Annotated in this window: 25 protein-coding genes; 9 read left to right on the top strand and 16 right to left on the bottom strand. The window is 67.4% G+C overall.

The window, feature by feature from the left end:
- The first annotated feature begins 22 nt into the window (after positions 1 to 22).
- From G6N23_RS02645 to G6N23_RS02635, 3 genes are all read left to right on the top strand, one after another.
- Entirely contained in the window at positions 23 to 856 is an 834-nt protein-coding gene (locus G6N23_RS02645) for a sulfurtransferase (protein ID WP_085261639.1), read from the top strand.
- 1 nt (position 857) lies between these two features.
- A complete protein-coding gene (locus tag G6N23_RS02640; protein ID WP_085261638.1) occupies positions 858 to 1160 on the top strand; it encodes a DUF1416 domain-containing protein in 303 nt (100 codons plus the stop codon).
- Between the two features lie 117 nt (positions 1161 to 1277).
- Positions 1278 to 1973: a heme-binding beta-barrel domain-containing protein gene (locus G6N23_RS02635; RefSeq protein ID WP_085261637.1), complete on the top strand. Its 696-nt coding sequence runs from the start codon at positions 1278 to 1280 to the stop codon at positions 1971 to 1973.
- Positions 1974 to 2069: 96 nt separating this feature from the next.
- Here G6N23_RS02635 and G6N23_RS02630 read toward each other — a convergent pair whose 3' ends face one another.
- Positions 2070 to 2921, bottom strand: a complete 852-nt coding sequence (locus tag G6N23_RS02630) for an aminodeoxychorismate lyase (RefSeq protein WP_085261636.1) — start codon at positions 2919 to 2921, stop codon at positions 2070 to 2072.
- A gap of 35 nt (positions 2922 to 2956) precedes the next feature.
- On the opposite strand from G6N23_RS02630, the gene ygfZ reads away from it, so the two are divergent.
- Both ygfZ and G6N23_RS02620 read left to right on the top strand, forming a co-directional pair.
- Positions 2957 to 4036: a CAF17-like 4Fe-4S cluster assembly/insertion protein YgfZ gene (gene ygfZ / locus G6N23_RS02625; RefSeq protein WP_085261635.1), complete on the top strand. Its 1080-nt coding sequence runs from the start codon at positions 2957 to 2959 to the stop codon at positions 4034 to 4036.
- 132 nt (positions 4037 to 4168) lie between these two features.
- Complete coding sequence (locus tag G6N23_RS02620) at positions 4169 to 4336, top strand: DUF3073 domain-containing protein (RefSeq protein ID WP_082133971.1); 168 nt, start codon at positions 4169 to 4171, stop codon at positions 4334 to 4336.
- A 54-nt stretch (positions 4337 to 4390) separates the two neighbouring features.
- Here the strand turns inward: G6N23_RS02620 and purM are convergent, their stop codons facing one another.
- From purM to G6N23_RS02575, 9 genes are all read right to left on the bottom strand, one after another.
- Positions 4391 to 5491, bottom strand: coding sequence for a phosphoribosylformylglycinamidine cyclo-ligase (purM, locus tag G6N23_RS02615; protein ID WP_085261634.1), 1101 nt, complete (start codon positions 5489 to 5491; stop codon positions 4391 to 4393).
- 35 nt (positions 5492 to 5526) lie between these two features.
- On the bottom strand, positions 5527 to 6771 hold the full coding sequence (locus G6N23_RS02610; RefSeq protein ID WP_085261633.1) for an acyl-CoA dehydrogenase family protein: 1245 nt from the start codon (positions 6769 to 6771) through the stop codon (positions 5527 to 5529).
- On the bottom strand, positions 6768 to 7910 hold the full coding sequence (locus G6N23_RS02605; protein WP_085261632.1) for an acyl-CoA dehydrogenase family protein: 1143 nt from the start codon (positions 7908 to 7910) through the stop codon (positions 6768 to 6770). Before G6N23_RS02605 ends, G6N23_RS02610 begins: the two co-directional genes overlap by 4 nt.
- Positions 7907 to 8437 (bottom strand): carboxymuconolactone decarboxylase family protein, encoded by a 531-nt coding sequence (locus tag G6N23_RS02600; RefSeq protein WP_085261631.1) that lies wholly within the window; start codon positions 8435 to 8437, stop codon positions 7907 to 7909. Before G6N23_RS02600 ends, G6N23_RS02605 begins: the two co-directional genes overlap by 4 nt.
- Positions 8434 to 9279, bottom strand: a complete 846-nt coding sequence (locus G6N23_RS02595) for a TauD/TfdA dioxygenase family protein (protein WP_085261630.1) — start codon at positions 9277 to 9279, stop codon at positions 8434 to 8436. Before G6N23_RS02595 ends, G6N23_RS02600 begins: the two co-directional genes overlap by 4 nt.
- Before the next feature lie 35 nt (positions 9280 to 9314).
- A complete protein-coding gene (locus G6N23_RS02590) occupies positions 9315 to 9650 on the bottom strand; it encodes a hypothetical protein (RefSeq protein WP_085261629.1) in 336 nt (111 codons plus the stop codon).
- A complete protein-coding gene (locus tag G6N23_RS02585) occupies positions 9647 to 10867 on the bottom strand; it encodes an aromatic ring-hydroxylating dioxygenase subunit alpha (protein WP_085261857.1) in 1221 nt (406 codons plus the stop codon). The genes G6N23_RS02590 and G6N23_RS02585 overlap by 4 nt, the downstream gene beginning before the upstream one ends.
- 8 nt (positions 10868 to 10875) lie before the next feature.
- On the bottom strand, positions 10876 to 11619 hold the full coding sequence (locus G6N23_RS02580; protein WP_085261628.1) for an SDR family NAD(P)-dependent oxidoreductase: 744 nt from the start codon (positions 11617 to 11619) through the stop codon (positions 10876 to 10878).
- Between the two features lie 260 nt (positions 11620 to 11879).
- Positions 11880 to 12482 carry a TetR/AcrR family transcriptional regulator gene (locus G6N23_RS02575; protein WP_085261627.1) on the bottom strand — a complete coding sequence of 201 codons (603 nt, stop codon included), beginning with the start codon at positions 12480 to 12482 and terminating at the stop codon, positions 11880 to 11882.
- Between the two features lie 117 nt (positions 12483 to 12599).
- Between G6N23_RS02575 and G6N23_RS02570 the strand changes: the two genes are divergently transcribed.
- The 4 genes from G6N23_RS02570 to G6N23_RS02555 are packed head-to-tail and all read left to right on the top strand — an operon-like array spanning position 12600 to position 17506.
- A complete protein-coding gene (locus G6N23_RS02570; protein WP_085261626.1) occupies positions 12600 to 13775 on the top strand; it encodes a spirocyclase AveC family protein in 1176 nt (391 codons plus the stop codon).
- A gap of 32 nt (positions 13776 to 13807) precedes the next feature.
- On the top strand, positions 13808 to 14995 hold the full coding sequence (locus G6N23_RS02565; protein WP_085261625.1) for a spirocyclase AveC family protein: 1188 nt from the start codon (positions 13808 to 13810) through the stop codon (positions 14993 to 14995).
- A complete protein-coding gene (locus G6N23_RS02560) occupies positions 14982 to 15803 on the top strand; it encodes a CbbQ/NirQ/NorQ/GpvN family protein (RefSeq protein WP_085261624.1) in 822 nt (273 codons plus the stop codon). The genes G6N23_RS02565 and G6N23_RS02560 overlap by 14 nt, the downstream gene beginning before the upstream one ends.
- Positions 15800 to 17506, top strand: a complete 1707-nt coding sequence (locus G6N23_RS02555) for a nitric oxide reductase activation protein NorD (RefSeq protein ID WP_085261623.1) — start codon at positions 15800 to 15802, stop codon at positions 17504 to 17506. Before G6N23_RS02560 ends, G6N23_RS02555 begins: the two co-directional genes overlap by 4 nt.
- 11 nt (positions 17507 to 17517) lie before the next feature.
- On the opposite strand, the gene G6N23_RS02550 is transcribed toward G6N23_RS02555, so the two are convergent.
- The 6 genes from G6N23_RS02550 to G6N23_RS02525 form a co-directional block, all read right to left on the bottom strand.
- Entirely contained in the window at positions 17518 to 17970 is a 453-nt protein-coding gene (locus G6N23_RS02550) for a MarR family winged helix-turn-helix transcriptional regulator (RefSeq protein WP_085261622.1), read from the bottom strand.
- Positions 17971 to 17985: 15 nt separating this feature from the next.
- A complete protein-coding gene (locus tag G6N23_RS02545; protein ID WP_085261621.1) occupies positions 17986 to 19257 on the bottom strand; it encodes a metal-dependent hydrolase family protein in 1272 nt (423 codons plus the stop codon).
- Positions 19254 to 19583, bottom strand: coding sequence for a hypothetical protein (locus G6N23_RS02540; RefSeq protein WP_085261856.1), 330 nt, complete (start codon positions 19581 to 19583; stop codon positions 19254 to 19256). The genes G6N23_RS02545 and G6N23_RS02540 overlap by 4 nt, the downstream gene beginning before the upstream one ends.
- Positions 19584 to 19589: 6 nt before the next feature.
- A complete protein-coding gene (locus tag G6N23_RS02535; RefSeq protein ID WP_085261855.1) occupies positions 19590 to 20855 on the bottom strand; it encodes an aromatic ring-hydroxylating oxygenase subunit alpha in 1266 nt (421 codons plus the stop codon).
- 133 nt (positions 20856 to 20988) lie between these two features.
- Positions 20989 to 22506, bottom strand: a complete 1518-nt coding sequence (gene purF, locus G6N23_RS02530; protein WP_085261620.1) for an amidophosphoribosyltransferase — start codon at positions 22504 to 22506, stop codon at positions 20989 to 20991.
- A 51-nt stretch (positions 22507 to 22557) separates the two neighbouring features.
- Positions 22558 to 22953: a sterol carrier family protein gene (locus G6N23_RS02525; RefSeq protein WP_085261619.1), complete on the bottom strand. Its 396-nt coding sequence runs from the start codon at positions 22951 to 22953 to the stop codon at positions 22558 to 22560.
- Positions 22954 to 22960: the final 7 nt, after the last annotated feature.

Here is a 22960-nt window from a genome sequence, read left to right as displayed (position 1 = left end):
AGTAACCGAAAGGACCCCCGCCATGGCCCGCTCCGACGTCCTGGTCTCCACTGACTGGGCCCAGAGCAATCTCGACGCACCCGACACCGTCTTCGTCGAAGTCGACGAGGACACCAGCGTCTATGACACCAATCACATTCCGGGCGCGATCCGGTTGGACTGGCGCAAGGACCTGCAGGACTCGGTTCGGCGCGACGTCATCGACGCCGCCGCGTTCTCCAAGCTGCTCTCTGAGCGCGGTATCGCCAACGACGACACCGTGATCCTCTACGGCGGCAACAACAACTGGTTCGCCGCGTTCGCCTACTGGTACTTCAAGCTCTACGGACACCAGAACGTCAAGCTGCTCGACGGCGGTCGCAAGAAGTGGGAGCTCGACGGTCGCCCGTTGACCGGCGAGACGGTCACCCGGCCGGCCACCTCGTACTCCGCCAAGCCGCTGGACGAGTCGCTGCGGGCACGGCGCGACGAGGTGATCGCCGCGATCAACACCAAGAACCTCGTCGACGTGCGCTCTCCCGAGGAGTTCTCCGGCAAGATCCTGGCGCCGGCGCACCTGCCCCAGGAGCAGAGCCAGCAGCGCGGACACGTGCCCAGCGCGATCAACGTGCCCTGGAGCCGCGCCGCCAACGAGGACGGCACCTTCAAGTCCGACGAGGAACTGGCCGAGCTGTACGCCGGCGCCGGCCTGGACGGGGAGAAGGAGACCATCGCGTACTGCCGGATCGGTGAGCGCTCGTCGCACACCTGGTTCGTGCTTCGCGAGCTGCTCGGACACCGCAACGTCAAGAACTACGACGGCAGTTGGATGGAATACGGCTCCCTGGTGGGTGCCCCGATCGAATTGGGAAGCTGATATGTGCTCTGGACCGAAACAAGGACTCGCCTTGCCGGCCAACGTCGACCTGGAGAAGGAGACGGTGATCACCGGCCGCGTGGTGGACAGCTCCGGCCAGACCGTCGGCGGCGCGTTCGTGCGGCTGCTGGACTCCTCCGAGGAGTTCACCGCGGAGGTCGTCGCCTCGGCAACCGGTGACTTCCGGTTCTTCGCCGCGCCGGGCGCGTGGACGGTGCGGGCATTGTCCACGGCCGGCAACGGTGATGCCGTGGTGACGCCGTCGGGGGCGGGCCTCCACGAGGTCGACATCAAAGTCGCCTGACAGCTCGGGATAGACTGCCCCCGTGGTGCTTTTCTTCGAGTTGATGCTGGTGGCGGCTACGGGCCTGATCACCTGGTTCGCGCTGTACACGCTGTATCGGCTGATCACCGACGAGATGTGAGTGCCTCCGACGCCGGCGCGCAGGACGGCGGCGACCGTCCGGTCGTCCCGGGCTCCGGTGACCGCGCGGTAGCCGCGGCCGCGGAGCGGGCCAAGCAGACCGCGGCGCGCAACATCCCGGTGTTCCCGGTCTCAGCGGACCTGCCGGTCCGCGACACGGCCAACCTGCGCGAAGGCCCGAACCTGCACGACGCCCTGTTGGCGCTGCTGCCGTTGGTCGGGGTGTGGCGAGGTGAAGGGGTGGGCCACCGCGCACACGGCGATTACCGGTTCGGCCAGCAGATCGTGGTGTCCCACGACGGCGGCGACTACCTGAACTGGGAAGCCCGCTCCTGGCCGCTCGACGCGGCCGCCGAGCCCACCGGCCCCGCTCTGCGGGAAACCGGCTTCTGGCGGTTCGTCAGTGATCCTGGCGACCCCGACGAATCACAGGCCATCGAGCTGCTGCTGTCGCACGCGAGCGGCTACGTGGAGCTGTTCTACGGGCGCCCACACGGCCCGGCATCCTGGGAGCTGGTCACCGACGCCCTGGCGCGCAGCAAGTCGGTGGGCTCGATCGGCCTGATGGGCGCCGCCAAGCGGCTGTACGGGATCGTCGAGGACGGCGACCTGGCCTACGTGGAGGAGCGGGTGGACGCCGACGGCGAACTGGTGCCGCACCTCTCGGCCCGGTTGACCCGCTTCGTCGGCTGACCCCCTTGCATTGACTCTGCGCTGAGGGCGCAGGCTACTCGCACTTTTGCGCCATAGCCGCAGAGTCAACGCCTTCGGTGGGCCATCGGTGGGACTTCAGTGGCCGATGGCCGCGTCCACCAGGGCGGCGACCTCGGCGGCGGGCACCCGCGGGTTGAGCACCCGGCCGTCCAGAGTGTGCACCCGTGCGGCCAGGGTGATACTGGAGACCAACCAGATATCTTGCGCAGCAAGAAGATCCGCCTGGCGCAGCGGCGCATACTCGCACCGGTAGCCGGCGCCGCGAGCCACCTCGAACAGTGCCTCGGCGGTGGTGCCGCGCAGGATCGGCTGCGACGACGGCGGTGTGACCATGCGCCCCGGCTCCACCAGGACCACCGTGGAGCGCGGGCCCTCCAGGACATAGCCGTCGGAGCTGATGAAGATCACGTCGTCCGCGCCCTGCTTGGCGGCGTGGCGCAGCGCCGCCATGTTGACCGCATACGACAGGGTCTTGGCCCCGGCCAGCAGCCACGGCATCGCCGGCCCCTGCGCCGGCACGCCGCGGTCCAGGCTCACCACCGCCACGCCCCGCCGGCGTGCTTCGGCGATGCGACCCGACAGCGGTGTGATCATCACGTATGCCGTTGGACCGGAACCGCATTCCCGGCCGCGGCTGTAGATCATCCGCAGTGCGCCCTCAACGGACGCCGGCCAGCGGCGCACCGCGGTGTCCACGGCGCGCCGCCACCCGTCCAGATCGGGGGCCGGCAGATCCATCAGCTCGGCCGAGCGGGCCAGTCGCTGCAGGTGGGCGTCGAGCAGACAGGCCGCACCGTCGCGCACCAGCAGGGTTTCGAAGATGCCGTCGCCGCGCAATACCGCCAGGTCATCTGCGTGCAGCAGCGGGGAATCGTCGACAAGCCCGCCGCCCAGGGTGACGATCGTCACGGCGTGATCGGCGGGCATGGACCCTGAGCGTAGCGGCTCCGTAGAGTTGACATGTGTCCGCCGTACCCGCCCCCGATCCCGGTCCCGACGCCGGCGCCATCTGGCACTACGGCGATCCGTTCGGCGAACAGCGAAGCGCGCAAACCGAAGCCGTGCTGATCGACCGATCCCATCGGGCGGTGCTCGCCGTGGGCGGCCCGGAACGCAAGACGTGGCTGCACACCCTGTGCACCCAGCACGTGGCCGAACTGCCCACCGGCGCCAGCACCGAGAACCTGATCCTGGACGCCCACGGTCACATCACCGATCACTGGGTCCAGACCGAACTGGACGACACCACCTATCTCGACACCGAGCCATGGCGCGGCGATCACTTGACCGAGCATCTCCGCAAGATGGTGTTCTGGGCCGATGTGACGATCCAGCCGGCCGATCTCGCGGTGCTTTCGCTGCTGGGTCCCCGCCTCGACGATCCGGCGGTGCGCGACGCGCTGGGCGTGACCGCGCTGCCCGGCGCCGATGCGGTGGTGATCGGCGAGTCGGGCGCGTTCGTGCGGCGGGGCCCGGACCAGCACGCGCTGGAGCTGCTGGTGCCGCGCGCCGAGAAGGGCGACTGGCAGCGCCGGCTGGCGCATGCCGGGGTAAAGCCGGCCGGGATCTGGGCCTACGAGGCCGAGCGGGTGGCGGCGCGACGGCCGCGGCTGGGTCTGGACACCGATGAGCGCAGCATCCCCCACGAGTTGGACTGGATCGGCGAACCGGGCGTGGGTGCGGTGCACCTGGACAAGGGGTGCTACAGCGGGCAGGAGACCGTGGCCCGGGTGCACAACCTGGGAAAGCCGCCCCGGATGCTGGTGCTGCTGCACCTGGACGGATCGGTCGACCGGCCCTCGACCGGCGATCCGATCACCTCCGGCGGGCGCCCGGTGGGCCGGCTGGGCACCGTGGTCGACCACTTCGAACTGGGCCCGATCGCACTGGCGCTGCTCAAACGCGGGCTGCCGGCCGATACCCCCCTGTCGACCGGCCCCGGTGGGGAGGTCAGCGCGGTGATCGACGCCGAATCGATTCCGGCGCCGGACGTGCGGGGTGCCGGGCGGGTCGCCATCGACCGGCTGCGCGGCCGGGTTTGATCTCGCACCGGCACAGGCCAGCTCGGCACCCGCGCGAGCGGCACGGTAAGCTGTCGGCAGGACAATACACACACTCAGATCGGAGCCGCCTGCTCGTGGGGCCGCTCCGTTATTGCGCGAGGGGGTCCCCCCATGGGCCGCGGCCGGGCTAAGGCGAAGCAGACCAAGGTTGCTCGAGAGCTCAAGTACAGCTCACCGTCGACCGATTTCACTCAGCTCCAACGTGAGCTGGCTGGTGCTGAGGTCAACGACTCCGACGGTGACGACTCGTGGAACGGCGACGACGATTGGCGTCGCTGAGCGCTGAGGCCTGACGCGCCGGTTCACGCGGCGGCTCCGACTTCGCCTCCGGTGTCAGAACCTCGGGTGCTGCCCGACGAGCTTGGCGCCCGCGCCGGCAGTGCCTTCCCGGACGTTCTTCCCGGCCTTGGCCACCGTGCCGAGCGGCCAGCAGTCGACATGGCGGGCGGTGAGGATCGCCAGTGCACGGTCGGTGTCCTCCGGCGCGACAACCGCGACCATCCCGACACCGAGGTTGAACGTCTTCTCCATCTCGGCCCGACTCACCCGTCCGCGCTGTGCGATCATCGCGAACACCGGAGCCGGAGTCCAGGTACCGCGGTCCACCTCGGCGACCAACCCGTCCGGGATGACCCGGGCCAGGTTGCCGGCCAGGCCACCGCCGGTGACATGGCAGAAGGTCCGCACCTGCGTTTCGGCGGCCAGCGCCAGGCAGTCCTTGGAGTAGATGCGGGTCGGCTCCAGCAGCTCCTCCCCCAGCGTGCGGCCGAACTCCTCGACGTGGCCGGCCAGGTTCATCCGGTCGATGTCGAGCAGCACCGCCCGGGCCAGCGAGTAGCCGTTGGAGTGCAGGCCCGAGGAGCCCATCGCGATCAGTACGTCGCCGGGGCGAACGCGGTCGGGCCCCAGCACATCGTCGGCTTCCACCACGCCGACGCCGGTCGCGGAGATGTCGTAGTGGTCCGGTTCCATCAGGCCCGGGTGTTCGGCGGTCTCCCCGCCGAGCAGCGCACAGCCGGCCTGCACGCACCCCTCGGCGATGCCGGAGACGATCGCGCTGACCCGTTCGGGCACCGTGCGGCCGACGGCGATGTAGTCCTGCAGGAACAACGGCTCGGCGCCGCACACCACCAGGTCGTCGACCACCATCGCGACCAGGTCGATACCCACGGTGTCGTGCTTGTCCATCGCCTGGGCGATCGCCAGCTTGGTGCCCACCCCGTCGGTGGAGGACGCCAGCAACGGCTCGCGATAGTCGTTGCGCAGGGCGAACAGCCCGGCGAACCCGCCCAGGCCGCCCCGCACCTCCGGCCGCGTGGCCCTGGCGGCCAGCGGTTTGATCAGTTCGACGGCCCGGTCACCGGCGTCGATGTCCACACCTGCAGAAGCGTAGGTAACGCCGTGGGCGCTCGAGTGTGCTACGGGATCCGTCATCGCGGTAAAGGCTACCGTGCTCAAGGCCGACGCGGTCAGGCCCTGTTGTGTCGGACCTGGTTGAACGGGACACCCCGGTCGGCGGCGTACTCGCGGGGCAGGCCGAGGACGCGCTCAGCGATGACGTTGCGGGCCATCTCGTTGCTGCCGCCCCCGAGTGCCACCGTCTGGCGGGACAGATACCGTTTGCCGACTTTGAGCAGCTGCTCCTCGCTGTCGACGACGCCGAGCGGCCCGGCGACCTCGGTGGCGGTGTCGACCTCCAGGAAGGTCACGTCGGAATGGAACAGCCGGATGAGTGAGCCGGCGGCCGGCGGCAGCGCCCCGCTGCGCATGGCGCGCCCGACATGGTCGACGAGACAATCGCGCACCATCCGGCGGGCGAGCACCCTGCCGATCTTGTCCTGGGTCAACGGGTCCTCGGCGGTGCCGGCGGCGACGGCCAGGGCGAGGAAGTCCCCGGCGGCCATTTCGGTGCGCTCGGGGCCGCGCCCGCTGGCGAACTCCGAGCCCTGACCGACGGCGCGGCGCTCGTGGAACAGCAGCCGGGAAGCGATGTCCCAGCCCTTGTTCACCTCGCCGACGACCGCGTCGTCGCCGAGGCGCAGGCCGTCGAAGAACTCCTCGCAGAACTCGTTGGAGCCGTCAACTTGCTCGATACGCCGCAGCGTCACCCCGGGCGCGTCGATCGGCATCAGAAACATCGTCAGGCCGTCGTGTTTGGGCACCGTCGAGTCGGTGCGGGCCAGCAGCAGCCCGTAGTCGGCGGCGAAGGCACTGGTGCTCCAGGTCTTGGCCCCACTGATCACCCAGCTGTCCCCGTCACGGTCGGCACGGGTGATCAGCCCGGCCAGGTCGGATCCCCCGCTGGGCTCCGAGAGCAGCTGGACGAGCACCTCCTCACCGCGCAGCGCGGCATGGATGTGCCGGCGCTTCTGCTCCTCACTTCCGGTGTCGAGCAGCGTCGCGCAGCAGATGGTGAAGGTCGGGGTGTTGAGGATCAACGGCATCTCGTAGCCGTCGGTTTCGACGTCGAAGGCCTTCTGATAGCGGATGTCCAGGCCGAGGCCACCGTATTCGCGGGGGAAGCAGATTCCGGCGAATCCGCCGTCGTAGAGGCGCCGCTGCAGTTCACGAGCGCGCTGCCAGGCGCCCTCGTCGTCGCGCCCGTTGCGGGGCGGGTGCTGCGGGTCGAGTCGCGGCATGTTGGCGGTCAGCCAGCTGCGTGCCCGGGCGGCGAACTCCTCGACGGTGAACTCGGTGGCGACGGTCTGGCTCATGCGGCCGGCTCCGTTGCGTTCGCGGCCCGGACGATGGCCTGATGGTGTTCGGCGGATGTGCCGAACAGGCCGGCATACAAGGTGATCCGCCGCAGGTATACGTGCAGGTCGTGCTCCCAGGTGACGCCGATTCCGCCGTGCAGCTGGACGCACTCCTGGACCAGCAGTCCGGCGTGTTCGGACAGATAGGCTTTGGCGGCGCTGACCCACATCGCGGCGTCCGGGGTGCGGGCGGCCACCTTGTCGACGGCGGCGGCGGCGGCGGCACGACCGGCGTGCAGCCACATGGTCATGTCGGCGAGCCGGTGTTTGAGCGCCTGGTAGGACGCCAGCGGCCGGCCGAAGCTGTACCGGTCCCGGCTCCACTCGAGCGTCATGGCCAGCACCGCGTCCAGGATTCCCACGGTTTCGGCGCACGTCACGGCGATGGCGACCTGGGTCTGGCGGTCGATGAGTTGCGGTGTCTGTGCGGAGCCGCCCACGACCGCCGCCGGATCGACCTCGACGTCGTCGAGCTCGATTCGCGCGTACTGCTTCACCAGGTCGATGCAGGCCTGCGGATGCACCGTCACGCCCGGGGCATCGGCGCGGATCAGGAATTGTCGCAGCGTGCCGTCGTCGGCGCGGGCGCCGACGAGTACCAGGTCTGCCTGCGCACCGGCCTCGACCCGATCCTTGACGCCGTTGAGCCGGTAACCGGCACCGTCGGTCTTGGCGGTGACGCCCGGCTGGTGCGGCCGAAAGGCCCGGCCCGGTTCGTCCGCCGCCCAGGTCGCCACCTGCTCGCCGGCGACCAGCGCCGCGATGGTCGCGGCGTGATCAGCACGATTGTCCGCGTCGATCAGACCGGCCAGCACGGTGCTCACCGGGTACAGCGGTCCCGGCCCGACCGTGCGGCCGATCGCTTCGGCGATCGCCGCGAGGTCGTGCAGACCACTGTCGGAGACGCTGCCCCCGCCGAGTTCCTCGGGCACCAGCAGGCCGGCCCAGCCGAGCTCGGCCGCCTGTCGCCACCACTTCGGTTCATAGGACCGACCCTGGGCGTGTAACGCACGTTGCCCGCCCAGCGTCGCTGTCTTGTCGAGGAATGCGCGCGCCGTGGCGACGAACAGCTCGCTCTCCGTGGACAAGTCGCTCATGTGGTCTCCTTCTGGACGCCAAAGGCGTTGACCGCCATGGCCAGTAGGCAGTAGCCGCCGATGGTGAACACCAGGTCCATGCGTTGCTCTTCGGTGAAGTGTTGTCCCAGCTCGTCCCAGACTGCAGCAGAGATGGTGCGACTGTCGACCAGTTCGTCGGCGGCGTGCACCACGGCGGCATCGGATTTCCCGGCCGGCTGCCCAGAGCGGACGGTGTCGATCTCTTCGGCCGTCAGGCCCGCTCGCTCGGCGATCGGAAGGTGATGTGACCACAGATAGTCGCAATCGCTTTTCAGCACCGCCCGCAGCAACGCGATCTCGCGGTCTCGCGGCGAGAGTGTGGAGCCGGTGAGCAGATAGGCGTTGAACGGCAGATAGGCACGGGTCAGCGCGGGATGACGGACCATGGTGGCCAGCACGTTGCCGGCGTCACGCGGGTTGGCCCGTTCCGCGGGCAGCAGCGAACGCAACGCGTCGCGCACCGTGTCGTCCCAACTGTCCGCCGGCAGCGGCTCCAGGCGGGTCACCGGATGGGCTCGTCACCGAGCACCGTGGTGCGCAGCATTTCCCGGGGGGAGTTGGGATCGTAGGGGGCGGCGCGGTGCAGCACGCCCCGGTTGTCCCAGATAACGGTGTCGCCCACCGCCCAGTTGTGGCGATAGACCTTGTCGGGCACCGTGGCGCGCGCGAGCAGCTCGGCCAGCAGCGCGCGGCCCTCGTCGAGATCCATGCCGACGACGTGGTCGGTGGAGGCGCCCAGCACCAGTGACTTTCGGCCGGTGCGATGCGTCCACACCAGGGGATGTTCGTGGGTGGGTCGTGCCCGCCACCTCGCCAGCTCTTCCGGAGTCGGGTCGGGCGTGACCCGGCGCTGGGAGGCTTCCAGCGAGTGCACCACCCGCAGGGAACCGAAGCGCCGCTTCTCGTCGTCGGTGAGCGCGTCGTAGGCGGCGTAGGCGCTGACGAACTCGGTCTCGCCGCCACGCTCGGCCACGTGCACCGCGGAGAGCACAGTGGCCTTCTGCGGGCACTCGTCGCCCATCGGCGTGCAACCGTCGATATGCCAGTCGAAGGTGGCGCGCAGGTAGCTCGCGGCGGAGTTCTTCGCGGTGTTCAAGGTGATCGGATAGATGCCGGCGACCTCGTGGTGGCCGTCCGAGGAGAAGTCGACGCTACCCAGCCGCCCGCAGAACGCAACCTGATCCCGGGGCTCGAGCTGCAGATCGCGGAAGACCAACACCCCGTTGTCCTCCAACGCCTCGAGCACCGCAGCGCCGAGATGATCGTCGTCGACCAGCCGTTCCGGCTCGACGCCGCGGACCTCGGCGCCAACCGAGGAGGTGAGCTTGTTGATGGTGAGCAGACTCATCGGCTGCGTCCTTTCGGGCAATGGGCTTCCGGCCGTCACGGAACCGGCCAGCCGGTGCGGATCATGACGGCGTCGGCGGCGTCGACGGGCGCGGGCTGTCCCATGACCTCCACCGCCATCGCCACCATGACCAGCGAATAGATCAGATGCAGCAGGTTGAGCGCGTCCTCGGGGAGCTCGTCGAGCGCGAACTTGTCGCAGTAGTCGATCGCCTCCTCCAACCGCGGGAAGAACGCGTCGTAGAAGGCCCGCAGTTCCGGGATGGTGCTGGCCAGTCTCTGGTTGAAGCGTTCGGTTTCGGTTGGTAGGCACCAGGTTTCGGCGAACCTCTCCAGTTCGGCGAAGGCGCTCGGCAGCCGCGCGGCGGTCATCGGATTGATCCCGCACCGGTGTGCTCGCGCCGGTAGTCCTCCACCCAGTCACCGACCACCTTGTGCAGGTGTCGGACCAGGATCTCCTGATCGTTGAGGGGAAAGTCGTCGACGATGCCGTACTCCAGCGCGGCTTGGGTCCCGCCGAGCATCCCGGCGTCCTGCAGCGCGAACTCCTTGAGCACCACCGCCGCGACTTCGTGCTCGATGCGCTCGCGCACGCTGCGGGCCGGATGAAAGTAGGTGTGGGCCTCGAACCGGTGGGTGTTATGCGAGGTGGGCCAGTACCGGTACAGCAGATACCAGCCGCCGTAGATGAGGATCTCGGTGTTGGGGAAGATCTGGAAGTTGCTGATCCCCCACGGCTCGATGCCACCCGGGTTCACACCGTCCGGGATGTCGCCGATGTCGGGGGTCCGCCAGGGGCCGACCAGCCCGCTGCGGGTCGCGCGCTCGATCGGGTACATGTATTCCGGGGGCAGCAGCCACCGGCGCCGGCCGGCGGTGGACACCAAGCGGTGCGGGCCGTCGAGCTGGAAATGACCACAGGTGAAGCCGGCGTCGGGAACCCGCACCGCAGCGGGAACCTGCTGCGAATGCAGTGCCGGCACGTGGTAGTACTCCTGGAATGCGTCGGCGAAGATCTTCCAGTTGCTGTTGTTGTGCGCCACCCAGTCGTAGCGTTCGGTGAGTTTCCCGAACGGGTAGTCGTCGAGGGCGGTGATCATCGGGCCGAGGAATTCGCGCAGGGCTTGGCGCGGTTCGGTATCGAAGTTGATGAAGATGAAACCGTTCCAGTCCTCGCAGTGCACTCCGATCAGATCCGGATCTGTGCCGTCGAATCCGTGGCTGCGGCGGCAGCGTTTGCAGGTGAGCTCCTGACTTTGCCCGGCGGTCTCCCGATCCGGGAAGTCGTGCCAGACCAGCTTCGTCCCGCAGCGGGGGCAGACGTTGTGGAAGGCGCGAATCCCCCGGTCCGCGTGGACCAGAATGACCGACGCCGAAGCCGCTTCGATCTCCTTGGTGGCGTAGCTGCCGTGGGCGGGCACTTCCTCGACGCGGCCCACGTTGAGCCAGGCGCGTTTGAACACCGCCTCGCGCTCGTCGGCGTAGAACTCCCGTGACGTGGAATCGGCGAACGAGACCGGGCCGGTGCCGAGCTCCGGGTAGTGCTCGGTCCACGAACCTTCCGCGGGCCTACCGGATCGCGCTGAAATATGCTCTGTCACAACACCGCTCCTCCATTGACTCCGAGCACCTGACCGGTGATGAAGCCGGCTTCCTCCGAACACAGGAACCCGACCGCCGCGGCGATGTCGGCCCCGGTGCCCAGCCGGCCCAGCGGGATGTTGGCGGCTATCTGCTCGTTGGGCGGCAGGTAGCCGGCCGCTTGCGACTGGTGCTGCATGGGTGTCTCGATGCCCGAGGGCGGGATGTTGTTGACCGTGATGCCGTGCACGGCGTACTCGCGCGCCAGCGATTTGGTCAAGGTGATGACCGCGCCTTTGGATGCCGCGTAATGGGCGGCGAACGGCGATCCGCGCTGGGCGCTGGACGAGGAGATCATCACGATGCGGCCCCAACCGGCGTCGACCATGTCCGGCAGCGCGGCCTGACAGCAGTGGAAGGTACCGGTGAGGTTGACGTCGATGATCCGCGCCCAGTCCTGCGGAGTGATCTCGGCGAAGGCGGAGTAGCCGAAGATGCCCGCGCTGGTGACCAGGGCGGCGACCGGCCCCATCTCGCTGCGCACTTTGGCGAAGGCGTCGTCGACGGTGGCCCGATCGGTGACGTCGACGCCGATGCCCAGCGCGGTCGCTCCCTGGCCGCGCAGGTCGTCGGCAACCCGCTGTGCGGCTTGGTCATTGATGTCGAGGACGGCGACCTGATAGCCCCGCCGGCCCAGTTCGTGGCAGGTGGCCTCTCCCATCCCGGATGCGCCACCGGTCACTGCGGCAACCCGGGTCATGACGTCGACTCCGTCACGCTCATCACCAATGTTTCACCCTCACTCGTCGACTGCTCGCCGTGCGCGGCTGGCGGGTAGCGATGAACGGTCCAGTTCTCCGCCGTGTTGCCGTCTGCCGCGCCGCGCCGCCGCAACGCCGGTGGGGCGAAGCCGGAGCGCGGGCTGCATCACGAGCACAATATCAAGTACTTGTCATTACCTCAAGTAGTCGGGGCCGGGGAGGTGGCTGTGATGCTTGGCCGCCGGCCGCGCTGTCGCGGTCAGGGCAGCTTGATGGCTGAAACGTACATCTCCACGACCGGCCGGTAGAGGTCGACATCGTCGAGTTGACTGCCCAGCACGACGGAGTCGCTGGTGGCGATGAGCACCTGGGCGAACGTCAGCGGCGGGATGAGCAGTGTTGCGCCCAGCCGGTCGATGCCTTCCACGATGAACCTGGCCAGCGCTTCGACGACCTCGGACCGCTTGTCGGCCACTCGCTCTCGCGCTTCCGGGTTTCTCAACAGATAGAGGGCGAACTCATGCCCCAGCGCGGCGTGCTCGGCGCCCCGGTCGCAACTCAGCTGGCGCCACCGCTCGGCGATCTCGTCGAGTTCGCGGGCGCCGACCTGCGGTGCGGTCGACATTATCTCGGCGAAATTGTCGAAATAGCGTCGCCAGTACCGGTCGCTCACGGCCAGGAACAGGTCTTCCTTGGTGGCGAAATGCTTGTAGATGGCACCCTTGGTGTATCCGGCAGCATAGGCGATGTCGTCGAGAGTCGCTGTGGTGAAACCTTTTTCGGCGAACACGTCCTCGGCAGCGTCGAGCAGAAGCGACCGGGTGTGCGCCAGGCGTCGCTCTCGTGTCCACCGCTCCGCCATGCCGAGTATTGTGCCATAGGGATCTGAGAATCCTCTTGGTTACTCAGATACTAACTGGTATGTTCGCCGAGTCTCGATGAGTGCTGCACTACGACGATTGAGTAAGGGGACAACGTCATGAGCGGACCGCCGGGCAACAAGAACGCGCCCTCCGTCACGCAGTCGCTGGCCGGAACGGCAACCCTCGGCGCCCAGGTTCAGCCCGCGTCCAAGCCCGTCCGGGTCTGGGCCACCGTGGGCGGTGCGATCCTGGCCTTTCAGCTGTACGTGTGGATCCGGTGGATCACCGGGCCGAATTTCGAGCGGGTCCCGGCGGGGCCCAGCGATCCACCGCTGGCGATGAAGGCGGTCCTGATCACCTGGACCGTCGTGATCATGGCCGGCTTTCCAATCGGCGTCTACTACTTCATCATTCGGCCCTGGCGCCGCGAGCGGCGCATCACGCTGGACGGCATGATGCTGGTGGGCTGCGGTCTGATCTTCTTCCAGGACCCGCTGCTGAACTACTTCAACACCTGGTGCACCTACAACACCTGGATGTGGAACCGCGGCTCGTGGGTGCAGGACGTTCCCGGTTGGGTGGCGTTCGGCGAACCGGGCCGGACGATGGCCGAGCCGCTCCTGATGAACGCGCCGGGCTACGCGACCGGGGTGCTGATGTGCACCATCCTCGGCTGCTGGGTGATGCGCAAGGCCAAGTCGCGCTGGCCGGGCATCAGCAACCGCGGGCTGATCGGCGTGTTGATCGTCTGGACCTTCATCTTCGACTTCTTCATCGAAGGCATGTTCCTGATGCCGATGGGGTTGTTCACCTACCCCGGTGCGATCAAGTCCTGGTCGATCAATGCCGGCACGTACTACCAGTGGCCGCTCTACGAGGGAATCATGTGGGGAGGTGTGCAGGCCGGGTTGTGCGCGCTGCGCTACTTCACCGACGACCGGGGCCGGTCAGTCGTCGAGCGGGGACTCGACCAGATCAAGGGCGGCTTCGCCAAGCAGCAGTTCATCCGGTTCCTGGCGATCTTTGCGGCACTGAGTGCGTCCTTCTTCGTGTTCTACACCATTCCCTCGCAGTGGTTCGCCCTGCACACCGAGTCCTGGCCGGACGACGTCCTGAAGCGTTCGTACTTCATGATGGGCGGCATCTGCGGTTACGGGACCGACCGGCCGTGCCCGGATCCCGCTCTGCCGATGCCGGGCAAGTACTCCGGCTACATCAACACCGACGGCGTACTCGTCCTGCCGCCCGGCGTCGAATTCCCGAAGATAGTCCCCTACGAGCAAGGTAAGTGAATTGCTGACCCACCAGTTAGGAGGCGGACACCATGAGTGATCTGTCGAGCAGGAAGAAGGATCCCGTCGTCACCGAATCAGTGGGCGGCGCAGCCGGACTCGGCACGCAGGCTCAGCTGGCGGTGAAGCCGATCCAGATCTGGGCCGCCATCGGCGCCGTCATCTTGGCTGTCCAGCTGTACGTGTGGTTCCGGTGGGTCACCGGGCCCTTTTTCGAGCGGGTACCCGTCGGGCCGAACGACCCGCCGATGTACATGAAGATCCCCCTCATCGCGAACGCGGCGATTCTCTGGATCACGCTGCCATTGGCCGTGTGGTGGTTCTTCATCAGGCCGTGGCGCCGCGAGCGGCGCATCACGCTGGACGGCATGCTCGTGCTCGCGATGGGCCTGATGTTCTTCCAGGATCCGCTGCTGAATTACCTCAACACCTGGTGCACCTACAACACCTGGCTGTGGAACCGGGGTTCTTGGACGCCGTACATTCCTGGCTGGTTGTCGCCCGAGGAACCAGGCCGCCAGGTCGCCGAGCCGCTGCTGACGAACGCGCCGGGGTACGCCTACGGGGTGCTGGCGATCACCATGGTCGGATGTTGGGTCATGCGAAAGATCAAGGCGCGCTGGCCCAATATCACCAACCTTCGGTTGATCCTGGTGACCTATGCGATCTCCTTCGTCTTCGACTTCGTGATGGAAGGCCTGGTCCTGTTGCCGACCGGGTTGTACACCTACCCCGGTGCCATCCAGTCCGTTTCGATCAATGCCGGCACGTACTACCAGTGGCCCATCTACGAAGGAATCATGTGGGGAGCTGTGCAGGCAGCGCTGTGCTGTCTGCGCTACTTCACCGACGACCGCGGCCGCACGATCGTTGAGCGTGGACTGGACCAGGTTCGGGGCGGGTTCGCCCGGCAGCAGTTCACCCGGTTCCTGGCAATCTTCGCCGGAGTGAGCGCGTGCTTCTTCTTCTTCTACATGGGCCCCGCGCAATGGCTCGGCATGCACGCCGACCCGTGGCCCGAGGATGTCCAGAAGCGCTCCTATTTCAACGGCGGAATCTGCGGGCACGGCACCGACAAGCCATGCCCGAATCCGGTGCTGCCGATGCCGACCAAGCACTCCGGCTACATCAACACCGACGGTGAACTCGTCCTGCCGCCGGGTGCAGAACTTCCCAAGGTCATCCCGTTTGAGGGAGAGGAACCCAGTGCTGGCAAATAGTCACCCCACCATTGCCCCGACCGTGCCGGAATCGCCGTTCTACCGAGGCGTCGGCGATGAAGTGGAGGTCTTCTCCGCGGCGGCCGGTCGCGGGCTGCCGGTGTTGTTGAAGGGCCCCACCGGATGTGGAAAGACCCGCTTCGTCGAAGCGATGGCTCACGCGCTCGGTCGAGATCTGATTACCGTCGCGGGCCACGAGGACATGACATCGGCGGATCTGGTGGGCCGATTCCTGCTCAAAGGTGGCGAAACGGTCTGGGTGGACGGGCCGTTGACTCGCGCCGTACGCGAAGGTGCCATCTTCTATCTCGACGAGGTGGTCGAGGCGCGTCAGGACACCACCGTTGTCATCCATCCGCTCGCTGATCACCGCCGTGAGCTTCCGGTCGATCGACTCGGCATGACATTGCCTGCGGCGCCCGGGTTTCAGCTGGTGATCTCCTACAATCCCGGCTACCAAAGCGTGCTGAAGAATCTCAAGGAGTCGACCCGTCAGCGATTCGTGGCCATCGAACTCGGTTTCCCGCCCGCCGAGATCGAAACGGAGGTGGTTGCTCACGAGGCCGGCATCGATGCGCAGACGGCGAGTGTTCTGGTCAAGCTCGGCAACACCATCCGGAACATCGACAACTCGCCGTTACGCGAAGTGTCCTCGACTCGGATGCTGATCCTGGCCGGCGGCCTCGTCGCCGAAGGGCTCAACCTGCGCAGTGCCGTCCAGTCCGCCATCGTCCAGGCCCTCTCCGACGACGCCGATGTCATCCGCGCACTCGGTGAGCTCGTCGACGCGGTGCTGCCCCGGACGTGACCGCTTCGGATCCCGAGACCCCCGACCGGTTCCGGTACCTCGCCAGCTATCTGGCCGGCAGGTCGGTCGACGTCTTCGAGGCGCCGGCGGGCGAGGCCGCGCATACGAACGGTCACGCCATCTTCGTGTCGGCGGGCACTGGCGTCGACGAGCAGCGCCGCGAGGTGCTGGTCCAAAGCGCTCTGCTCGGTGCGGGAAGCCTCGATCCGCGACTGGTGAAGGCGTTACGGGCACGTCCATCGGTGGCGCGCCGCTACCTGGCACTGGAGGGGCGGCGAGTTCTTGCCGGACTCGCCGATCAGATCTCACTCGCCGCCACGCTGCGCCTCGACGGGGAACCCAGCACCGCCACCGCCGAGGAGTCACTCGAGATAGCCAGGAGCCGAAGAGAAGTCGCCGATGCCCCGGTGTGGTTCGGTGTCATCAGACCCTCCCGGCTGCTGGCGTCGCCAGCCGGGCCCGGCACCCCGGCCACGGACAAGGACCTGCGGCTGGAGTTCGACGTCATCGATCTGCCCGAGGCCGACGAGGACGAGGACGACGAAGAGGCCGACAGCCGGTCCGAAGAAAGCAAGATTCTCAAACTGTTCGAGAATCCACTGTTCAATTCGCGGGCGCTCTCGGACTTCCTCCGCAAGATGCTCGGCAATTCACGGTCGCAGGGCGACGACGCCGCCGGCGGAGAGTTGCAAGTCCGGTCCATCCGGCGAGCATCCGCGGTCGGGCCGAACGCCCGGCCGCTTCCGACACCGATCCGTTTCACCGGTGACGACAAGCCCGGCGCCGCTCTGGGCGTAGGCGGCTCGCTGCATCCGGAGTGGGACGTCTTCAACAATCGCTATCGGCCCGACTGGTGCCGGGTCATCGATTTTCCGCTGACGGCTGCTGCCGACGTCGCCGAGGCCGGCGTTGTGCACGACGACGTGCTTCGGCGACGCTTGTCGCGTGTCGGCCTGGGACCCAAGGTGTTACGCGGTCGCGCCGATGGTGATGAGCTCGACATCGAGTCGCTCATCGACTTGTTCGTCGACTTGCGCTCCGGCTACTCGCCACCCGAACACGTCTACACCGAACGCCGCAAATTGGCGCGCAATCTCGGCGTTCTCATCTTGCTGGATGCGTCCGGCTCCGCCATCGATGCCGATCCCGAGGGCCTGGCCGTACACGACCATCAGCGGCGGGCGGCGGCCACGCTGGCGGTCACGCTCGAAGAGCTCGGTGACCGGGTGGCCGTCTATGCATTCCGCTCTCAGGGCCGACACTCGGTTCAGCTGCCGGCGATCAAAACGTTCGGACAACGTTTCAGCGCCGTCGGGCGAGCCCGGCTCAACGGACTCGCGCCGTCGAGCTACACGCGGCTGGGTGCCGGCATCCGTGGCGCAGGCGAGATTCTCAAGACCGAGGCGGGCACACCCAATCGGTTGCTGATCGTCCTTTCCGACGGCTTCCCCTACGACGAAGGCTACGAAGGCCGTTACGCCGAAGCCGACGCCGCCAAGGCCCTCGAGGAACTGCGGGCAGACGGCGTCGCGTGTCTGTGCCTTTCCATCGGTGCCAACGCCGAGCCCGATCGGCTCGCACGCGTCTTCGGCTCCGCCAGCCATGCCGGCGCCAAGACACTGGCCGAGTTGAGCCCGCAGATGGACGAGTTGTTCGTGGCGGCGCTGGCCGAATTGGCCGCGCCGAAGCCGGCCCGCGGGTGAGCGCTTGCCGGTCAGGGGTCGATGTGGTCGGCGAACAGGGTGTGCCCGGTCCCCTGCTCGACCACGCGGGTCAGCAGCGAGCGCAGCGTCTCCTGCTCGTCCGGGGTCAGTACGCCGAACACCCGGTCGTGCGCGGCGATCGCGTCGGCGACAACCTCCGAGGCAACCGAACGACCCTCGTCGGTGAGGTAGGACCGCAGGATCCGCCCGTGCCGCGGATCCGGCTTACGCTCTACCAGGCCGCGGCCCTCGAGCGCACTCAGCGCCAGCTGCACGCCCTGCGGGGTGATCAGCAGCCGGCGGGCCAACTCGGCGCCGGACAGCCCGGGTTCGCCGGCGAGCTGGCGTAACAACCCGATCTGCGCGGTGCTCACACCGTAATCGCTGATCGCCTCGTTCACGGTTGTCAGGGAATAGTAGAAGGCCTGTTTGAGCAGCCACAGGGTGTTGCGGGTGGGATCCATGTCCTCACTTTTCGGTCAGCTGCGCTTGTAGACTTGGCCGTCTTTCATGACAAACCGCACGTCGCCCGTGGTGCCGATGTCCCGGGTCGGGTCACCCGGCACCGCGATGATATCGGCGCAGTAGCCAGGCGCCAGCCGGCCCAGTTCGTGCTCGGCGTCGATGAGCTCGGCGCTGGTGGTGGTGGCCGCGCGCAGTGCCTGCACCGGCGTCATGCCGCGCTGCACCAGAGCGGCCAGTTCCTTGGCGTTCTGACCGTGCGGGATGGCCGGTGCGTCGGTGCCGCAGGCGATGCGCACGCCGGCCTCAATCGCCCGGGGCAACATGGCTTTGGCCCGCGGGAACACCTCGGCGGCCTTCTTGCGCAGTTCGGGAGCGATCCGCTCGACGGCCATGGCGTCGGTCAGGTAGGTGGTGGAGACCAGGAAGGTACCGTGCTCCACCATCATCTTCAAAGTGGCGTCGGTGGCCAGGAAGCCGTGCTCGATGCAGTCGATGCCGGCGCGGATGCAGGCCCGGATCGCGCTGTCGCCGATGGCGTGCGCGGCTACCCGCCTCCCGGCCCGGTGCGCCTCGTCGGCGATCGCCGCGAGTTCGGCATCGGAGTACTGCTGGGCTCCCGGGGACGTGCTGTGTGACATCACCCCGCCGGAGGCCGACACCTTGATCAGCTTGGCGCCGTGGCGGATCTGGTAGCGCACGCAGGCGGTCACGTCGGGTACGCCGTTGGCGATGCCCTCGGCGACCGAAAGTGGCATGACGCCCGGCGCGAGCCGTTGGAAGACGGTCGGATCCAGATGGCCGCCGTAGGGCGTGACGGCGTGGCCGGCCGGATATATTCGGGGACCGACGTGCCAGCCCTGGTCGATGGCGCGCTGCAGGGCGACATCGAGGAGATAGCCACCCGTCTTGACCATCAGCCCGAGGTTGCGCACCGTGGTGAACCCGGCTTCCAAGGTGGTTCGTGCGTTGACCGCGGCCCGCAGGGTGCGGTAGGCCGGATCATCCTGCACGCCGTGCATCGGCGTGGGAAGTCCTTCCGGGCTGCCCGGCCCGCCGATGAGCAGGTTGAGCTCCATGTCCATCAGGCCCGGCAGTAGCGTGACATCGCCGAGGTCGATCTCCTGGTTGATTTCGGAGGCGGAATCCGCAACCGGCGCTTCGGGATTGATCGCCGTGATGCGGCCGTCCTCGATCACCACGACCGCCGGGGAACGCGCCACCCCGGCATCGATGTCGAGCCATCGGGCAGCCCGCAGGACCGTGGTCCCGGCCGTCGGATGGCTCACGGGAAAGGCTCTGAGACGCACTCGATGACGGCGGCGCCCGAGTCGGGAACTCGTGGCTGTTTCCAGGATTCGGCCGGGAACGCCACCGTGATCATGGAATACAGCAGATGCATCAGGTTCAGCACATCCTCGGGCATGTCATCGAGGCTGAACTTGTCGCAGTAGGCCAGCGCGTCTTCGGCGCGCGCGGTGATGGCGTCGTAGAACGCCTGCATGTCCGCCATGGAACTGTCCATCCGCTTGGCGTAGCGTTCGGGTTCGGAGCCAAGGCACCAGTCGTTGAACGGCTCGAGGTCGGCGAACTCCGTCGGCAGCATAGTGGTCATCGGCACTCAGACCTTCGCGCTCGATTGCTCGTATTCGGCTATCCACGAGGCAGTTTCGTGGTGGAAATGCCGGATCAGCACCTCCTGGTCATTGAGCAGAAAGCGGTCCACCGCGCCCGTGCCGAGCATGGTGTGCGTCGCCTCCAAGGTGCTGGCGTCCTGCAACCCGTACTCCTTGAACGACACCGCCGCGAGTTCCTGGGCGACCCGCTCGCGGGGGGTGCGCGGCTGCGGAAAATACAGGGTGCCTTCGAAAATGTGCGAATCGTGCGACGTCGGCCAGTAGTGGTAGGTCAGATACCAGCCCTGGCCCCAGAACAGGATCGTGAAGTTGGGGAAGATCTGGAATGAATCCAGGCCCCACGGATCGCATTTCGCCGGGTTGAGGCCCTCGGGGACCGGGCCGATGTCCGGCGGATCCCAGGGGCCGAACAATCCGCTCTGGCAGATGTCCTCGATGGGCTTGCGCATCTCTTCCGACATCTCCCAGGCCCGAACTCCCGAGGTGCTCACCAACCGGTGCGGCCCTTCGAGGCGGTAGTGGGGCGCTTCGAATCCGGCCTCTTCGGCCGCCACCCGGTAGGCCGTGGGCGTCTGGTTTCCGTGCAGTATCGGCGCGTGGTAGAACTCCTGAAACGCGTCCAGGAACAGCTTCCAGTTGGAATTGACGGCCGAACGGTATTGCCACCGCGACGTCATCTTGCCGAAGGGGTAACCGTCCAACGCCGTCACCATCGGTCCGAGGAATTCGCGCAGCGATTGCTCGGGGATCGGGGCGAAGTTGACGAAGATGAAGCCCTCCCAGACTTCGCAGTGCACGCCGACCAGGCCGTAGCGGCTCTTGTCCAGGTCGAAGAACTCCTCCTCCTGCTGCACATGGGTCAGATCGCCGTCGAGGTTGTAGCGCCAGCCGTGGTATTTGCAGGTGAACTGGCGGCAGTTCCCGCTGGTCTCCTCCAACGGCATGGTGTCCCACACCAGCTTGTTGCCGCGGTGCCGGCAGACGTTGTGATAAGCCTTGACCTCGTCAGATGTCGTGCGCACCACGATGATCGAGGTGTTGACGACCTTGAGCTCCTTGGTGTAGTAGCTTCCCTTTCGCGGAAGCTGTTCCACCCGGCCGACATTCAGCCAGGCGCGCTTGAAGATCGCCGCCCGCTCCTTCTCGTAGACCTCCGGAGTGATGGAATCCCGGTACGACACCGGTTCGGTACCGAGTTCGGGATAGTGCTGGGTCCAACTGCCCTCGGGCGGCTTGGGGAAACGCGCCACAACCACTCCTGTCCTAGCCGTCTCAGGTCACGAGCCTCGATGGCGCCGACGCTATCGAGTGCCAGATCTAATGTCAAGTAGTTGATACTTAAGTGAGGCGTCGCCGCGAGGGGCTGCGGGAGACCGGTTTTGGTTAGGGCTGGATCAGCGCCGGGTCGTTGCCGCTCTCGGCCTGCAACGCGGTGGTGGCCAGCATCTGCTCGACGACGTTCTTGCCCAGCGCGCTGTCGCTGGGCAGCTCGATGGGATAGTTGCCGTCGAAGCAGGCGCTGCACAGCCGCGACCTGGGCTGCTCGGTCGCGGCGATCATCTCCTCCAGCCCGACGTAGCCCAGGCTGTCCGCACCGATGGTGCGCCGCACCGCCTCGAGCATCTCGTCCTCGTCCTCGACGACGTTGGCGATCAACTCGGCGGGAGAGGCGAAGTCGATGCCGTAGAAGCACGGCCACTTCACCGGCGGAGAGGCGATCCGCACGTGCACCTCGACGGCGCCGGCCTCCCGGAGCATCCGCACCAGAGCCCGTTGGGTGTTGCCCCGCACGATCGAGTCGTCGACGACGATGAGCCGCTTACCGCGGATGATCTCGCGCAGCGGGTTGAGCTTGAGCCGGATGCCGAGCTGGCGGATGGTCTGCGACGGTTGGATGAAGGTCCGCCCGACGTACGCGTTCTTGGTCAGGCCCTGCCCGTAGTCGATACCCGACTCCTGGGCGTAGCCGACCGCCGCGGGGATGCCCGATTCCGGCACCCCGATGACCAGATCGGCGTCGACCGGATGCGCGCGGGCCAGCCGGCGGCCGATCTCGACCCGCGTGGCGTGCACCGACCGGCCGGCGATGGTGCTGTCGGGACGGGCCAGGTAGACGTACTCGAACACACAGCCCTTCGGGGTGGGGTTCGCGAACCGGGTGGAGCGCACCCCGTCGGCGTCGATGGCCAGCAGCTCCCCCGGCTCGATGTCCCGGACGAACGAGGCGCCGACGATATCCAGCGCGGCGGTTTCGGAGGCCACCACCCAGCCGCGGTCGAGCCGGCCCAGCGACAGCGGCCGCACCCCCCACGGATCGCGGGCCGCGTACAGGGTGTTCTCGTCCATGAACGTCAGACAGAAGGCGCCGCGCGCGGTCGGCAGCAGCTCCAGCGCCGACTGCTCCAGGGTGGTGTCGGCGGCCCCGTGCGCCAGCAGCGCTCCCAGGATGTCGGAGTCGGTGGTGGCGACGCCGGGACGACGGGTGTCGATCAGGCCCAGCCGCCGGGCGCGGCCGGCCAGTTCGGTGGTGTTGACCAGGTTGCCGTTGTGGCCCAGTGCCACCCCGGTTCCCGCCGCGGTGTTGCGGAACACCGGCTGCGCGTTCTCCCAGGTGGTGTCGCCGGTGGTGGAGTAGCGGCAGTGTCCGATCGCCACGTGACCCGACATCGCCGCCAGCGTCTGCTCCTCGAACACCTGGCTGACCAGGCCGAGGTCCTTGAACACCAATACCTGGGAGCCGTCGCCGACCGCGATGCCGGCGGCTTCCTGACCGCGGTGCTGCAACGCATACAGGCCGAAATAAGTGAGTTTCGCTACTTCTTCGCCGGGGGCCCATACACCGAATACGCCGCACTCTTCGCGGGGTGCGTTCTCAAGGTCTACTGCCTGCTGGTCCGGCACGTTATAGCTGCTCCAGGGGGACGGGCCTGAGTGACGATGACCAGTCTACGGTCAACACGCGTCAAGTTTCACCAACGGCAGCCATTCGGCGATCTCCGCGGCCCGCGAGCCCGACAACCGCAGCTTCGCGCTGACCGTCGCCTCGGCCGTAGAGAGCAGCCCGGCGGCCAGCAGCAGCCAGCTGCGCGGATCGGTCTCGACGACGTTGGGCGGGGTGCCGCGGGTGTGTCGCGGCCCGGCGATGCACTGCACGGCCACGAACGGCGGCACCCGCAGCTCGACGCTGGCGCCCGGGGCAAGCTCGGCCAGGGTGCGCGCGGTCAGGCGGACCGCGGCGGCCAGCTCGGCGCGGTCCGGGGCGGGCAGGCTCTCATCGCGCAGCCACTCGGCCAGCTCCAGGACGGCGGCGCGGGTCTGCGCCGGGTCGAGGCGTTGACGGGTGGACACGTGTCGA

This window comes from Mycolicibacter terrae (genome assembly GCF_010727125.1).
Taxonomy (GTDB): domain Bacteria; phylum Actinomycetota; class Actinomycetes; order Mycobacteriales; family Mycobacteriaceae; genus Mycobacterium; species Mycobacterium terrae.
This window is presented reverse-complemented; position numbering and strand designations above follow the sequence as displayed.

Bases quoted from the DNA above. Each gene is read 5' to 3' on its own strand.
- G6N23_RS02645 (WP_085261639.1), top strand. From the start codon at position 23: ATGGCCCGCTCCGACGTCCTGGTCTCCACTGACTGGGCCCAGAGCAAT.
- G6N23_RS02640 (WP_085261638.1), top strand. From the start codon at position 858: ATGTGCTCTGGACCGAAACAAGGACTCGCCTTGCCGGCCAACGTCGAC.
- G6N23_RS02630 (WP_085261636.1), bottom strand. From the start codon at position 2,921: ATGCCCGCCGATCACGCCGTGACGATCGTCACCCTGGGCGGCGGGCTT.
- G6N23_RS02620 (WP_082133971.1), top strand. From the start codon at position 4,169: ATGGGCCGCGGCCGGGCTAAGGCGAAGCAGACCAAGGTTGCTCGAGAG.
- purM (WP_085261634.1), bottom strand. From the start codon at position 5,491: ATGACGGATCCCGTAGCACACTCGAGCGCCCACGGCGTTACCTACGCT.
- G6N23_RS02610 (WP_085261633.1), bottom strand. From the start codon at position 6,771: ATGAGCCAGACCGTCGCCACCGAGTTCACCGTCGAGGAGTTCGCCGCC.
- G6N23_RS02605 (WP_085261632.1), bottom strand. From the start codon at position 7,910: ATGAGCGACTTGTCCACGGAGAGCGAGCTGTTCGTCGCCACGGCGCGC.
- G6N23_RS02595 (WP_085261630.1), bottom strand. From the start codon at position 9,279: ATGAGTCTGCTCACCATCAACAAGCTCACCTCCTCGGTTGGCGCCGAG.
- G6N23_RS02590 (WP_085261629.1), bottom strand. From the start codon at position 9,650: ATGACCGCCGCGCGGCTGCCGAGCGCCTTCGCCGAACTGGAGAGGTTC.
- G6N23_RS02580 (WP_085261628.1), bottom strand. From the start codon at position 11,619: ATGACCCGGGTTGCCGCAGTGACCGGTGGCGCATCCGGGATGGGAGAG.
- G6N23_RS02575 (WP_085261627.1), bottom strand. From the start codon at position 12,482: ATGGCGGAGCGGTGGACACGAGAGCGACGCCTGGCGCACACCCGGTCG.
- G6N23_RS02570 (WP_085261626.1), top strand. From the start codon at position 12,600: ATGAGCGGACCGCCGGGCAACAAGAACGCGCCCTCCGTCACGCAGTCG.
- G6N23_RS02565 (WP_085261625.1), top strand. From the start codon at position 13,808: ATGAGTGATCTGTCGAGCAGGAAGAAGGATCCCGTCGTCACCGAATCA.
- G6N23_RS02550 (WP_085261622.1), bottom strand. From the start codon at position 17,970: ATGGATCCCACCCGCAACACCCTGTGGCTGCTCAAACAGGCCTTCTAC.
- G6N23_RS02540 (WP_085261856.1), bottom strand. From the start codon at position 19,583: ATGACCACTATGCTGCCGACGGAGTTCGCCGACCTCGAGCCGTTCAAC.